We start from the raw sequence: 14,004 nt of genomic DNA, 5'->3' as shown, positions 1-14,004 counted from the left end.
GAATGAGCGCGCCGTCGCCCCTGGCGCAGCGAGCGCCGAGGCGAAGGTGCTGAGCTGTGGGTCGGAGGGATGCTTATGAAACTCACCATTTCGGTCATCAAGGCTGACATTGGCTCCGTTGGGGGCCATACGAAGCCATCTGCGCGCATGATGGCGGCTGTCGAAGGGGAGGTCGCGAAAGCGATCGACAACGGTCTCCTGATCGACGGTTTCGTCCGCCATACGGGCGACGATATTGCGATCATCATGACGCACACGCGGGGCGAAGGGAGCTTCGAGGTCCACCAATTCGCCTGGAAGACGTTTCTGGCGGCCACCGCGGTTGCGAAGACCTGCGGGCTCTACGGCGCCGGCCAGGATCTTCTCGTCGACGCCCCCTCCGGAAACGTTCGCGGCGCGGGTCCGGCCGTCGCCGAACTCAGCTTTGACCACAGCCTCTCGGGCGCGAGACCCGCGGAGTCCTTCATGGTGTTCGCCGCCGACAAATGCGGTCCCGGCGCCTACAATCTGCCGCTCTATCTGGCCTTTGCCGATCCCATGTATTGCGCCGGGCTGATGCTGCCCCCGATGATCAAGGGCTTCCGTTTCCATATCATCGATATGGACAACACGGCCGGCGACAGCGTGATCGAACTCGATGCGCCCGCGGACGGCTACCACATTGCGGCGCTGCTTCGCGACAACGAGCGCTTCGGCATTGATCGCATCGTCTCGAAAACCTATGGCGAGGTCGCCGTCGCCGTTTCGGCGCAGCGCCTTCACTCCATCGCAGGCAAGTACACCGGCAAGGATGATCCGGTCGCGATCGTCAGGAACCAGGGCATTTTCGCGGCGCCCGAAGAAATCATCTCGCCCTTCGTCAAGGCGCACTTCGTGGGCGGCGATGCGCGCGGCTCGCATGTGATGCCGCTCATGCCGGTGCCGCTCAACACCCCGGTGACGGGGATGTACTGCCTGCCGATCGTTTCCTGCGTCGGCTTCTCGATCGACCGGGACGGGAAGTTTTCGGAGTCCTACACCGATTTCTTTGACAACCTTGCGTGGGACGAGGTCCGCCAGCGCGCCCAGCGCAAGGCGATCGAGATGCGCAGCCAGGGTTGGTCCGGCGCTGCGATGCTACCCTATTCCGAGCTGGAATATGGCGGCTTCCGCGACACGGTATCCGGATTGCTGAAGCGCTTCCGGCTGCGCGAGGAATCCAAGCCACAAGCGGCGGAGTAGAGCCGCGCGTGCCCGGCTACACGGTTGCGGTGTCGTGCTCGCGCGCGAATGCGCCGCCGGGGATCGCTGCGAGCAGCGCCTGTGTATAGGGATGCTGCGGCCTGCCGAACACCTCGGCGGTCAGCCCTTGCTCGACCACGGCGCCATCCTTCATCACGGCGACGAGGTCGCAGATCTGGGCGGCGACGCGCAGATCGTGGGTGATGAAGATGATGGAGAGGCCGAGTTGTTGACGTAAGGCAGCGAGCAGCTTCAGCACTTGGGCCTGCACCGAGACGTCGAGCGCCGAGACCGGCTCGTCGGCGACCAGCACATCCGGCTTCAGCGCCAGTGCGCGCGCCAGCCCAATGCGCTGGCGCTGGCCGCCGGAGAATTCATGCGGAAAGCGGTCGCCGGCGGACGGATCGAGGCCGACCAGCTCGAACAGTTTTCGCGCTTCCGCAATCGCGGTGGCGCGGTCGGTGCCGTGCACGATCGGTCCCTGCGCCACCAACTCGGCCGCCTTGCGGCGCGGGTTGAGCGAGGCGAAGGGATCCTGGAACACCATCTGGATGTGGCGGGTCTCGCGCCTGATCTCCTCGCGGCCGAGCTTCGCCCAGTCCTTGCCGTCGAGCACGATCGATCCGCTGTCGGGATCGATCAGCCGGACAATGCAGCGCGCGAGCGTCGATTTGCCTGAGCCGGATTCGCCGACGATGCCGAGCGTCGCGCCGCGCGGCAGCCGCAGCGAGACGTTCTTGACCGCCTCGGTCACTCGCGCGCCGCGTCCGAGGAAGCCGCCGGTGCGGTAGGTCTTGGACACGCCGTCGATGGTCAGAATGTCCTTGCCGGAGAGGATGCGCGGCGGCGGTGCCTTCAGCGGCGGGACCGCCGCGATCAGCTGCCTGGTGTAGGCATGCTGCGGGTCGTTCAGCACCTTGTCGGCCGCGCCTTGTTCGACGATCGTGCCGTGCTGCATCACCACGACGCGGTCGGCGATCTCGGCGACCACGCCGAAATCATGGGTGATGAACAGCACTGCGGTCTTCTTGCGCTGCTGCAGATCGCGGATCAGCTTCAGGATCTGCGCCTGCGTCGTGACGTCGAGCGCGGTGGTCGGCTCGTCCGCGATCAAAAGCTTCGGGTCGAGCGCGAGCGCCATCGCGATCATGGCGCGCTGGCGCTGGCCGCCGGAGAGTTCGTGCGGATAGGCTTTTGCGGCGGCCTTCGGATCGGGGATGCGGACGTCCTCGAGCAGCGCGAGCACCCGTGCGTCGATCTCGACCTTCGAGAGCGAGGTGTGGATCGCAAACATCTCGCCGATCTGGTCGCCGATGGTGCGCAGCGGATTGAGCGCGGTCATCGGCTCCTGGAAGATCATCGCGATCCCGGCGCCGCGCACCTCGCGCATTTCGGCCGGATCGGCGGCGCAGAGGTCGCGGCCGTCGAACATCATGCGGCCCTGTTCGATGGTCACCTCGTTCGGCAGCAGCCGCATGATGGCGTTCGCCATCATCGACTTGCCGGAGCCGGATTCGCCGACCACGCAGAGGATCTCGTTCGAGGCGACTGACAGGGAGACATCGGACAGCGCATGCGGCCGGTCGGCGCCCTTGGGCAGGCGCACCGTCAGGGCGTCGAGCGAAAGGACGGTGTCGCTCATCGGCTCTTCAGCCTCGGATTGAGCGCATCGTTGAGGCCCTGGCCGACCAGCGACACCGCGAGCACGGTGACGAGGATCGCAATGCCGGGGATTGCCGAGACGTACCATTGCACCCGGAGCACATCGCGGCCGAGCCCGATCAGATTGCCCCAGGAGGCGACGTTGGGATCGGACAGCCGCAGGAATGCGAGCGCGCTTTCCAAGAGGATCGCGACCGCCATCACCACGCTGGCATAGACGATCACCGGCGGCAGCGCGTTGGGCAGGATCTCGCCGAGGATCAGCTGGACGTCCTTCATGCCGAGCGTCTTGCCGGCTTGCACGAATTCGCGGTTGCGCAGCGACAGGAACTCGGCGCGGGTCAGCCGCGCCGGCGCGGGCCATGACACCACGCCGACCGCAATCGTCACCGTGGTCAGGGTCGAGCCGAACACCGCGACCAAAACCAGCAGCAGCACGAAGTTCGGCAGCGTCTGGAACGCCTCGGTGATCCGCATCAGCACATTGTCGACCCAGCCGCCGTAATAGCCGGCGAAGGCACCGACCAGGATGCCGATCAGGATCGCGATCACGGTGGCGACGCCGCCGATCAGAAGCGAGATCCGCGCGCCGTAGAAGATCTGGGCGGCGATGTCGCGGCCGGAATTGTCGGTGCCGAGCAGGAAGCGCGGATTGGAGAACGGCCAGACCAGCGGCCGTCCGGCCAGCGCCAGCGGATCGCGCGGATAGAGGAAGCCGGCGCTAACAGCCATCGCGATCACCAGCAGCAGCAGGATCAGGCCGATCACCGCCGCCGGGCTGCGGAAATAGCGTTTCACCGCGTCCATGGTCAGCCCTCCGCCGCGATGCGCGGATCGAGCCGTGCGTAGAGCAGGTCGACGACGAAGTTCACGACAATGACGAGCAGGGCGGACACGAACACGATGCCGAGCAGGGTGTTGAGGTCGCGCTGCACCACCGATTCATAGGCGAGGCGGCCGAGGCCGGGCAGCGAGAACACGCTCTCGACCACCACCGAGCCGCCGAGCATGGTGCCGGCCTGCAAGCCGATCAGCGTCACCATCGGCAGCAGCGCGTTGCGCAGCACGTGGCGGGTGATGACACGGGTCTCGTCCAGCCCCTTGGCGCGGGCGGTGCGGACGAAATCGAGGTTCAAGACCTCGAGCATCGAGGCGCGCATGATGCGCAGATAGATCGCAAGGAAGATCAGCCCAAGCGTCAGCGTCGGCAGCACGAGGTGGGCCGCGATATCGAGCACGCCCCGGATGCCGGTCTGCACCGTTCCGATGTCCTGGAAACCGCCGGATGGCAGCCATTGCAGATAGACCGAGAACACCACGATCGCCATCAGCCCGAACCAGAACGAAGGGGTGGCGTAGAAGATCAGGCCAAGCGTCGAGATCAACGTGTCCGGCCAGCGGTTGACGCCGCGCGCGGCGATCACGCCGAACACGAGGCCGAAGAAGAATGCGAACGACAGCGACGCGGTCATCAGCAGGATGGTCGGCGGCAGCCGTTCCAGGATCACGGTCGCCACCGGCTTGCCGTAGATCGAGGAGAAGCCGAGATCGAGCCGCACCAGGTGCCACAGATAGTTGCCGAGTTGCGCCGGAACCGAGAGGTCGAGCCCGTAGAACTTGCGCAGCTGTTGGGCGGTCGCGGCATCGCCGCCGCCCATCTGCGCCATCAGCGCATCGACGGTGTCGCCCGGCGCGAGCTGCAACAGCAGGAACACGCCGATCAGGATCAGGAACAGGGTCGGGATCGAGGCGGCCAGCCGCCGCCCCGCAAGGCTCAGGATACGCATCGGTTATCTATAGCGTTTTCGAACGAAGTGGACACCGGCCTCTTCTTACCTCGCCCCGCTTGCGGGGAGAGGTCGGATCGCATCGCGAGATGCGATCCGGGGGAGGGGGGACGGGTCCATCGACAGATTAATCCGGCGGAGAGAGCCCCTCACCCCAGCCCTCTCCCCGCAAGAGCGGGGCGAGGGAGAAGCAAGGCGCGCCGCCTCAAGCCGAAAGCCAAAGATCGTGCCAGCTCGCCGAGCCCCAGCGCGGCGTGTTGGAGTGGTTGCGCGCCTTGGCCGTGATCACGGTGACGAAGATCTGCTCGATCGGCATCCAGACCGGCAGCTCGGTGTTCACCTCCTTGACGAAATCGGCATAGAGCGCCTTCCGCTTGGCGGGATCGACCTCGGTCGCGGCATCGTCGATGGTCTTGTCGACGGTCTTGTCCTCCCAGCCCCACTGGTTGGTCCACGGCGCGCCCTTGGGCTGGCCGGAGCGGTACCACACCGTGGTCGAGACCGCGGGGTCGTTGCGATACTGGTGCCAGCCGGTGGCGAGATCGAAGGCGTGGTCGTCATAGACCTGCTTGAGGAAGCCGCCGCCATCGTTGCGCACGATGTCGACCTGGATGCCGACCTCTCCCAGCGACTGCTGGATGAAGGTCGACCACAGCGAGATGTCCTCGCCCCACGGCGCCGGCAGCAGTTTCAGCGAGAAGCGGTTGCCGCCGGAGGCCTTGAAGCCGGCCTCGTCGAGCAGTGCGATCGCCTTGGCCTTGTCGTAAGCGTATTGCGGCGTGTTCGGCCCGGGATAGAAGTCGGTCGAGGTTGAGGGGATCGGGCCGGTGCCGAGCTTGGCGAAATCGCCCAAAAAGTTGTCGATGAAGAACGGCACGTTGATCGCATGCGCGATGGCGCGGCGGACTCGGATGTCGGACAATTCCTTGCGGCGGAAGTTGAACTCGATGGTGTTGGTGCGGGCGTTGCCTTCATTGCCTTTGGTCTGGACGATGAAGCGCTTGTCCTTGCCGAGCCGCGCCATGTCCGAGATTGTCAGCCCCGAGAACGGGCTGTAGTGCAGCTCGCCGGCCTCCATCTGGGCGGCCGCGGCGGCGCGGTCGGTGATCACCTTCCAGACGATGCGGTCGAGATAGGGCGCGTTCGGCCGCCAGTAATCCGGATTGCGGTCGGCGATGATGTATTGCCCGCGCTCGTATTTGACGAATTTGAACGGGCCAGTGCCGACCGGCGCCAGATTGGTTGGGTTCTGCCTGATGTCGCCGCTCTCATAGAGATGCTTGGCGGAGACGTAGCCGAGGTCGGGCAGGGCGCGGAGCAACAGGTTCAGCGGCATCGGCCGCTCGTAGCGGAAGATCGCGGTCTGCGGATCGGGCGTATCGACCGATGTCAGGAACAGCTGCAGCGTCGATCCGTAGTTGAGGATCTTCTTCCACATGTTCATCGCGGTGAAGGCGACGTCCTCCGAGGTGAACGGCTTGCCGTCGTGCCAGGTGACGCCCTTGCGCAGCTTGAAGGTGACGGTCTTGCCGTCCGGCGTCGCTTCCCAACTCTCGGCGAGCACGCCGACCGGCTGTCCCTGGGCGTCGAGGTCGACCAGATTCTCCTGGATTTTGCCGCCGATGATGTAGACGCCGGTCGAGGCCTGGATGCTCGGGTTGAGCTGGCGCTGCTCGGCGCCGTAATGGACGTTGAACACGCCGCCCTTGCGCGGGGTTTCCTGCGCGAATGCCCGCATCGGATTGATGACGTTGGCCGCAATCGCGGCCGAGGTCAGAAGGGCCGTGCGGCGGTTGATCTCAAGGCGGGACAAATCCATACGCGGGGTCTCCGGAACATACATAAAGGCTTGCATCGGGCGGCCAGCCGATCGGCCGTGGCGCCCGTTTGCGATGTTACGATGGAATGGGAACCCGAGTCATTTTCTAATGCCTCGGCCTTTTGGAGGATCGTTTCCGAAACCTGAAGTGGCGCGCCGCAGCGCATCGCAACCCGAATTGCGGGCAACATTGTCGCACACAGGCGGCGCGCGATGCGTCGAGTGATTCTCTTTCTGGCCGGCTTCGGGAGCCCCGAAGCCGCGCAAACGCTGTAATTTTAGGGGTCGGAAGCGACTTGACCGGAAAAAACACTGGAAAAAACCCTGATTCGGGGGCTGTCCACAGCGATATTGCTGTGGTGAGTGCAGAAAACACTGTTTTTCTCGGCGTTTTCCGCCATATCGTGCCCACTCCAGAATCAATGGAGCAACCATGGCTACCCAACTGTCGAAGTCGCAAGTGATCGAGAAGATCGCGACCACCACCGAACTCTCCAAGCGCGACGTCAAGAACGTTTTGGACTCGCTCGTCGATGTCGGCCACAAGGAGCTGAAGAAGGCCGGGGTGTTCCTCGTCCCCGGCTTCGCCAAGTTCGTTGTGGTCAAGAAGCCGGCGACCAAGGCGCGCAAGGGCACCAACCCCTTCACCGGCGAAGAGATGATGTTCAAGGCCAAGCCGGCCCGGAAGATCGTCCGCGCACGGCCGGTGAAGGCCGCCAAGGACGCGGTTTAAGAATAGAAGGCCTCCGGTGACGGAGGCCTTTTGCTTTTGAGCCGTCGCTTCCTGCCGTTGGTTGCCCGCTTGAGCGTTTTCGAGCGCAGTGGACACCGGTTCGCGTGAAGAAAACGCGCCAATGCAAAGTCTCGAGCTCCGGCCCGGTTGAACCGGGACCGGGGCTCTAGACCACCGGCGACCGGCCACCATCGACATTGATGGCGGTCCCGGTGATGTAGGAGCCTTGCTCCGAGGCCAGGAAGCAGGCGAGGTTCGCGAACTCCTCCGCCGTGCCGATGCGGCCGAGCGGCGTGCCCTTGGCAAGGCCTTTGGCGAATTCCCCGAAATCCGTGTTCGGCGCCTGGGCCGCGTGCCGCTTGACCCATTGATCGCTCATGATCAGGCCGACCAGGAGCGCATTCACCAGGATGTTGTGCTCGCCGCCTTCATTGGCCATCACCTTGGTCAGCGCCATGCCGGCGGCGCGCGACACCGAGGTCGGCGCGGAATTGCCGGCCGGCGCCTTCGCAAAGGTGTTGAGCACGTTGATAATGCGGCCCCATTTGCGCTGCTTCATGCCCGGCCACACCAGCCGGCTGAAGCGGATCGCGGCGAACAGTTTCAGGTCGAGGTCCTCCTGCCAGGCCTCGTCGCTGATGTTCTCGAAGGCCAGCGTGCGCGCGGTGCCCGCGTTGTTGACCAGCACGTCGATCTTGCCGAGATCCGCGACGATCTGGTCGTGGGCCTTGGCGATGTCGGCGGCCTTCGCGACGTCGCAGACGTAGTCGCGCACCACGAGGCCGTCCCTGGCGAGCGCCTCGCGCGCCGCCGCGAGGTCGGCCGCGCCGCGGGCGAGGATCGCGACCTTGGCGCCGGATTCCGCAAACCGCCGCGCCACCGCGATCCCGATGCCCTTGCTGCCGCCGGTGACCACCGCGACGCGGTCTTTCATGGATAGGTTCATTGTTGTTCTCCCTGGGGCTCGCCCTGAGAGAACGCTATCAAACCGACAGCGCGACCAACAAGGTCATGCAGAGCAGGTGTGCTGTGACAATCAGTGCTAGATGGAGCGGGCCGGACATCGGATGTCTCCATTGTGGTGCGCGGCACGCATCCCGTGAGGCGAGCACCGCCGTCTGTCGCCCTCCCCCTGAAAGGGGGAGGGCGGGGGTTGCTCTCCGCGGACGCCGGCGTCTGCGGAGGCAGGATCCCCACCCGATTTGCGCTTGCGCGCAAACCGACCTCCCCTTTTCAAGGGGAGGTGGAAGAGCACTGCTAGTTCAAGCTCGCGCTCGCCGTAAAACTGCGGTCGACGGCCTTGCCGACGTCCAGCGTCTTGCCGAGGATGCCGTAGCGCGTGGCGCGGTCGGAGGCGGCCTGCACCTCCTTCACCACGGCCTCGTCGATCGCGATCGGGCTCGTCTTCTGCGCGGTGTAGGCGGCGAGCAGCACGTCTTCCGGCAGCTTGGTCAGCTCGGCCGTGTTCTTGGCATACTCCGCGAGATGGTCGAGCGACCACAGCCGCGCCTTGTTCAACCGCTGCACCAGATCCTGCACCGCGGCGCGCTTGGTCGCGATCGCGTTGTCGGAGGCGACGATGAAGGTGATGGTCGGCGTCAAGCCCTCGCCATCGGCGACGACGCGCGCATTGTCCTTCAGCTTGGCGTAGGAGATGTACGGCTCCCACACCGCCCAGGCGTCGATCGAGCCGGCGAGCAGCGCGATCTTGGCGTCGACCGGGCCGAGCGGGGCGAAGGTCGCGTCCTCGATCCTGCTGCCGGCTTTTTCCAATGTCGCATTGATCAGGAACTGGCCCCAGCCGCCCCGCGTGCCGGCGAGGCGCTTGCCCTTCAGATCGGCCGCCGTCTTGATCGGCGAATCCCCGCGCACCAGGATTGCCTGGGTCCGCGCGTCGGAACGTGTGCCGCCGATCGCCTTGATCGGCGCGCCCGACGCATAGACCGTGAGGAAGGACAGGTCGCCGGTGTAGCCGACATCGAGCGCGCCGGCATTGATCGCCTCCAGGATCGGCGCTGCGGCCGGAAATTCCGACCATTCGATCTTGTAGGGCAGGTCCTTGGCGAGGCCGGAGATCTCGAGCAGCGAGCGGTTGCCGCCCTTCTGGTCGCCGACGCGCAGCACGATCGCATCGGCGGCGAAAGCCGCTGCCGATGTCGACAGCGTGATCACGGCCGTGATCAGCACGGCCGCGGTGCGACGCGTGAAGGTATAGGGAGAACCCGAGCGGGTCAGTTTGCGCATATGCATTTTCTTTCTGATTCATTCGCTGCTCGTCGGGAAGCGCGGCAGCGTTCGACCAAGTCTATGAGCAAGCCGTTCGCCGTCAACGAAACGGAAAACTGAAATCAGCCCGCGCGCAGCAAGGATGATCTCACCGAGCCCCTGTGCGTAGAAGACATCGCGCAAGCGGCGATGTTTCGCTCAAATTTGGTGCAATCGATGCCGTGCTGTCGCACGTCTGCGCCGCGACGGCAGCGAAAATCCTTTCATCGTCGCGCGCTGCGATCGTGGAGAGTTCAGCTGCGGCGCCGACTACATTCGAAATTCCATTTCATTGACGGTGAACTTGTCGCGCCGCATCATTTGCGCGTTGCTTTGAGGGCAATAGCGCCGGAGAAATCCGCTTTTTCTAAACCATGAGCTTCGAACGACGGGGCGTGCAGACGGAGACGTTTTGCGCGCGGGGCGGAGCCTTGCCGAAATGCAGGAGTGATGATGTCGACGGATAACAAGAAGACGGTGATGGATCGCCGCACCTTGCTGCGCGCGGGCGCCGCCGCAGCCTTTGCCGCGCCGATCGGCGGCTATAGCGCGCAGGCCTTCGCGCCGCGCCCGGTCGCATCGGCGATCGACTTCTCTGAGTTCCCGATCTGCAAGACCGCCTCCGATGCGCCGCCGCTGGCAGGCAGCCCGCGCAAGCTGAAACTGTCCTGGAACGCCGGCGCGGTCTGCCTCGCGCCGCTGCCGGTCGCCATCGACCACGGTTTCTTCCAGAAGCAGAATCTCGACGTCGAGCTTGTCAACTATTCAGGTTCGACCGACCAGCTGCTGGAGGCGATTGCCACCGGCAAGAGCGACGCCGGGCTCGGCATGGCGCTGCGCTGGCTCAAGCCCTTGGAGCAGGGGTTCGACGTCAAGATCGCCGCCGGCACCCATGGCGGCTGCATGCGCGTCTTGACCCGCACCAATTCCGGCGTCGGCAAGCTCGCCGATCTCAAGGGCAAGATCGTCGCGGTCGGCGATCTCGCAGGTCCCGACAAGAACTTCTTCTCGATCCAGCTCTCCAAGCTCGGCATCGACCCAGTCAAGGACGTCGACTGGCGCGCCTATCCCGGCAATCTCCTGAACGTTGCGGTCGAGAAGGGCGAGGTGCAGGCCTTCCTGTCGTCGGATCCGCTGGCCTATCTCTGGCTGAAGGATGCGCAGTACAAGGAGGTCGCCTCCAATCTCGACGGCGAATACCGCGACAAGAGCTGCTGCATCGTCGGCCTGCGCGGCAGTTTGGTACGGGAAGAGCCTCACGTCGCGCGCGCCATCACCCAGGCGCTGCTCGATGCCGCGATGTTCACCTCGCAGAATCCGGACAAGGCGGCGAAGTCGTTCCAGCCCTACGCGCCGAAGGCGGCGAGCCTCGCCGATCTCGAGGCGATGGCGCGGTACCACACCCATCACCATCACCCCACCGGCGAAGCGCTGAAGCGCGAGCTCAAGGGCTACGCCGACGACCTGAAATCGGTGCAGGTGTTCAAGCAGAGCACCGACACGGCCAAATTCGCGGAGCGGATCTATGTCGACGTATTCAGTGTCTGATACGACGGCCGCGGCTGCGCCGCGCGCCGCGGTCACGTTCTCGAACCTCTCCGGCAGCTATGGCGTTGGCCTCGCGGCAACCTTTGCCTGGCTCGCGTTCGGGCTGTCATGCCTCTATTGGCCCGATGTCGGCGACTGGTCGCGGACGGAATCGCTCGGCATCGGCGCGATCGTCATCGCGGCCTTCATCCTGTTCGGTACGTTCAGCGCGGATTATCTCGGCAGTGCCGGGCAGGCGTTGCGCAAGCGTGCGCCTTGGCTGGTGGCGTTCGGCGCCTTCGTCACGCTGTGGGAGGTCGCCACCGCGAAATTCGCCTGGCTGCCGCTGCCGTTCTTCCCGCCGCCGCAGTCGATCCTGGAGGTCTATACCGACGACCTGCCAAAACTGCTCGACAGCGTGTTCGCCTCGATCAAGCTGCAACTCGGCGGCTACATCATCGGCGCGACGATCGGCTTCATCACCGGCGTCTCGATCGGCTGGTCGCAGAAGATCGGCTACTGGGTGCACCCGGTGCTGCGCTTCATCGGCCCGCTGCCGGCCACGGCCTGGCTGCCGATCGCGTTCTTCACCTTTCCCTCGAGCTGGAGCGCCTCGACCTTCCTGATCGCGCTTGCCACCGGCTTCCCGGTGACGGTCTTGACCTGGTCGGGCGTGGCGAGCGTCAGCACCGCCTATTACGACGTCGCGCGCACGCTCGGCGCCAAGCCGTCATTCCTGGTGCTGAAGGTCGCGATTCCCGCCGCGCTGCCGCACGTGTTCGTCGGCCTGTTCATGGGGCTTGGTTCGTCTTTTGCGGTGCTCGTGGTCGCCGAGATGATCGGCGTCAAGGCGGGGCTCGGCTGGTATCTGCAATGGGCGCAGGGCTGGGCAGCCTATGCCAACATGTATGCGGCGCTGATCGTGATGTCGCTGCTCTGCTCCGGCGCGATCACGCTGCTGTTCCGGACCCGTGACCGCCTGCTGGTCTGGCAGAAGGGTGTCGTCAAATGGTAGTGCAGTCCGCCGCCGAGGCGATCACCTATCCCGCCGTCGGCGCCGAGCTCGACATCGAAGGCGTCAGCCACGCCTTCGATATCGACGGCGCGGTGCTTCCGGTGCTCGACAATGTCAACCTTTCGATCGCACCCGGCGAGTTCGTCGCGCTGCTCGGCCCGTCCGGCTGCGGCAAGTCGACCCTGCTGCGGCTGGTCGCTGGGCTGGAGAAGCCGCGCACCGGCGCACTGCGCGAGGATGAAGTCCGCATCAGTGGCCCACATCCGTCGCGTGTCGTCGTGTTCCAGGACCCGACGCTGTTTCCCTGGCGCTCGGTGTGGGACAATGTCGCGCTCGGGCTGGAAGCGCAGGGCGTCCTGAAGGCGCAGCGGCACCGGGTCGATGCGGTGATCGAGCTGGTCGGCCTGTCCTCGTTCCGCAATGCCTATCCGCACCAGCTCTCCGGCGGAATGGCGCAGCGCGTGGCGCTGGCGCGCGCGCTGGTCAACGATCCGAAGATCCTGGTGCTCGACGAGCCGCTCGGCAAGCTCGACTCGCTGACGCGGATCGCGATGCAGGCCGAGCTCGTGGCGCTGTGGCAGCGCAAAGGCTTCACCACGCTGCTCGTCACCCATGACGTCGAGGAGGCGCTGGTGCTGGCCAACCGCGTCATCGTGCTCTCCGACCGGCCGGCGCGGATCACGGCCGATATCGCAGTCGGGCGGCCATACCCGCGGCATCGCGGCGATCCTTATTTGGCCGAGCTGCGCAAGCAGATCCTCGGCCTGCTCGGACTGGAGGCGACATGGTGACGACCGCGGCGAGGGAGCTGCCGCAAGCGAACGGGCCCGAGCACATCGCGCGCGCGTTGCGGCTTGCCGAGGTGTTTGCCGCGCGTGCGCCCGCGCATGATCGCGACGCCAGCTTTCCCTTCGAGAATTTCGCTGACCTGTCGCGCGAAGGCCTGCTGGCGCTGACCGTGCCCGTGGCGCTTGGCGGTGGCGGCGCCGGCGCCCGCGATGCCACGCGCGTGCTCGGCATCATCGGCAAGGCCGATCCATCGACCGCGCTGGTGCTGTCGATGCATTACATCCAGCATCTGGTGATGGCGCGCAGCACGCGCTGGCCCGGCCGTCTGGCGCGCAAGCTCGCGAAGGAGACGGTCGAGGGCGTGGCGCTGATCAACGCGTTGCGTGTCGAACCCGAGCTCGGCTCGCCCGCGCGCGGCGGCCTGCCGGCGACCACGGCGCGGCGCACCGAAACCGGCTGGCGGCTGACCGGCCGCAAGATCTATTCGACCGGTGCGCCGATCCTGAGATGGTATTCGGTCTGGGCGAAAACCGACGAGCCGGAGACCCGTGTCGGTTTGTTTCTGGTTCCCGCCGGTCTGCCGGGAACGCGGATCGAGGAGACCTGGGATCATCTCGGCCTGCGCGCCAGCGGCAGCCACACCGTGATCTTCGACGACGTGGTGTTTCCGCTGGACTATGAGATCGACGTCCGCAGGCCCGACGACTGGAAGGTTCCTGACGTCACCCAGGCGACCGTGCACGCGATCTTCGTCGCCGCGATTTACGACGGCATCGCCCGCGCTGCGCGCGACTGGCTGATCAAGTTCCTGAAGGAGCGGGTGCCCGCCAATCTCGGCGCGCCACTGGCGACGCTGCCGCGCATGCAGGAGGTCGTCGGCGGCATCGAGGCCCGGCTTGCGGTCAATGCCCGCCTGATCGACAGCTTCGCCGCCGATTTCGATAACGGCTTCCCGCTGTCCGCGATCGAGTCTAACATCATCAAGCTGACGGTGACCAATAACGCCGCAGCAGTGGTGGAGGATGCCTTGTCGCTGACCAGCAACCACGGCCTGTCGCGAACCAATCCCCTGGAGCGGCATTATCGCGACGTTCTGTGCGGCCGCGTCCATACCCCGCAAGACGATGCCACCCGTGTCTCCGCCGGACGCTCCGCGCTGGGCGTCTGAAAACAACAGCCAACAACA

12 protein-coding genes are annotated in these 14,004 nt (G+C 65.3%); 6 read left to right on the top strand and 6 right to left on the bottom strand.

Annotated elements, in window-relative coordinates:
• Nucleotides 1-75 precede the first annotated feature (75 nt).
• The gene (locus tag AAFG07_RS30140; protein WP_342723395.1) at nucleotides 76-1,221 is read left to right on the top strand and encodes a fructose 1,6-bisphosphatase; all 1,146 of its coding nucleotides are present in this window, start codon (nucleotides 76-78) and stop codon (nucleotides 1,219-1,221) included.
• A 16-nt stretch (nucleotides 1,222-1,237) separates the two neighbouring features.
• Here the strand turns inward: AAFG07_RS30140 and AAFG07_RS30135 are convergent, their stop codons facing one another.
• The 4 genes from AAFG07_RS30135 to AAFG07_RS30120 form a co-directional block, all read right to left on the bottom strand.
• Nucleotides 1,238-2,863, bottom strand: coding sequence for an ABC transporter ATP-binding protein (locus AAFG07_RS30135; protein WP_342723394.1), 1,626 nt, complete (start codon nucleotides 2,861-2,863; stop codon nucleotides 1,238-1,240).
• Nucleotides 2,860-3,690 carry an ABC transporter permease gene (locus tag AAFG07_RS30130; RefSeq protein WP_342723393.1) on the bottom strand — a complete coding sequence of 277 codons (831 nt, stop codon included), beginning with the start codon at nucleotides 3,688-3,690 and terminating at the stop codon, nucleotides 2,860-2,862. Before AAFG07_RS30130 ends, AAFG07_RS30135 begins: the two co-directional genes overlap by 4 nt.
• 2 nt (nucleotides 3,691-3,692) lie before the next feature.
• Nucleotides 3,693-4,670 carry an ABC transporter permease gene (locus tag AAFG07_RS30125; protein ID WP_342723392.1) on the bottom strand — a complete coding sequence of 326 codons (978 nt, stop codon included), beginning with the start codon at nucleotides 4,668-4,670 and terminating at the stop codon, nucleotides 3,693-3,695.
• Nucleotides 4,671-4,875: 205 nt separating this feature from the next.
• Nucleotides 4,876-6,489, bottom strand: coding sequence for an ABC transporter substrate-binding protein (locus AAFG07_RS30120; RefSeq protein ID WP_342723391.1), 1,614 nt, complete (start codon nucleotides 6,487-6,489; stop codon nucleotides 4,876-4,878).
• Nucleotides 6,490-6,922: 433 nt separating this feature from the next.
• Here AAFG07_RS30120 and AAFG07_RS30115 point away from each other — a divergent pair, with 433 nt between their 5' ends.
• Nucleotides 6,923-7,222 (top strand): HU family DNA-binding protein, encoded by a 300-nt coding sequence (locus tag AAFG07_RS30115; RefSeq protein ID WP_021077434.1) that lies wholly within the window; start codon nucleotides 6,923-6,925, stop codon nucleotides 7,220-7,222.
• A 166-nt stretch (nucleotides 7,223-7,388) separates the two neighbouring features.
• Here AAFG07_RS30115 and AAFG07_RS30110 read toward each other — a convergent pair whose 3' ends face one another.
• The gene (locus AAFG07_RS30110) at nucleotides 7,389-8,168 is read right to left on the bottom strand and encodes an SDR family oxidoreductase (protein ID WP_342723390.1); all 780 of its coding nucleotides are present in this window, start codon (nucleotides 8,166-8,168) and stop codon (nucleotides 7,389-7,391) included.
• Between the two features lie 311 nt (nucleotides 8,169-8,479).
• Nucleotides 8,480-9,466: an ABC transporter substrate-binding protein gene (locus tag AAFG07_RS30105; RefSeq protein WP_342723389.1), complete on the bottom strand. Its 987-nt coding sequence runs from the start codon at nucleotides 9,464-9,466 to the stop codon at nucleotides 8,480-8,482.
• A 474-nt stretch (nucleotides 9,467-9,940) separates the two neighbouring features.
• Here AAFG07_RS30105 and AAFG07_RS30100 point away from each other — a divergent pair, with 474 nt between their 5' ends.
• From AAFG07_RS30100 to AAFG07_RS30085, 4 genes are read left to right on the top strand one after another with little or no spacing between them, the layout of a single operon-like run.
• On the top strand, nucleotides 9,941-11,035 hold the full coding sequence (locus AAFG07_RS30100) for an ABC transporter substrate-binding protein (protein WP_342723388.1): 1,095 nt from the start codon (nucleotides 9,941-9,943) through the stop codon (nucleotides 11,033-11,035).
• Entirely contained in the window at nucleotides 11,013-12,029 is a 1,017-nt protein-coding gene (locus AAFG07_RS30095) for an ABC transporter permease subunit (protein WP_342723387.1), read from the top strand. Before AAFG07_RS30100 ends, AAFG07_RS30095 begins: the two co-directional genes overlap by 23 nt.
• Complete coding sequence (locus tag AAFG07_RS30090) at nucleotides 12,023-12,820, top strand: ABC transporter ATP-binding protein (RefSeq protein WP_342723386.1); 798 nt, start codon at nucleotides 12,023-12,025, stop codon at nucleotides 12,818-12,820. The genes AAFG07_RS30095 and AAFG07_RS30090 overlap by 7 nt, the downstream gene beginning before the upstream one ends.
• Entirely contained in the window at nucleotides 12,814-13,986 is a 1,173-nt protein-coding gene (locus tag AAFG07_RS30085; RefSeq protein WP_342723385.1) for an acyl-CoA dehydrogenase family protein, read from the top strand. The genes AAFG07_RS30090 and AAFG07_RS30085 overlap by 7 nt, the downstream gene beginning before the upstream one ends.
• Nucleotides 13,987-14,004 lie beyond the last annotated feature (18 nt).

The organism is Bradyrhizobium sp. B097 (assembly GCF_038957035.1).
In the GTDB taxonomy this organism is placed as follows: Bacteria; Pseudomonadota; Alphaproteobacteria; order Rhizobiales; family Xanthobacteraceae; genus Bradyrhizobium.
The sequence above is the reverse complement of the archived record's forward strand: the minus strand, read 5'-3'. Positions and strand labels throughout refer to the sequence as shown.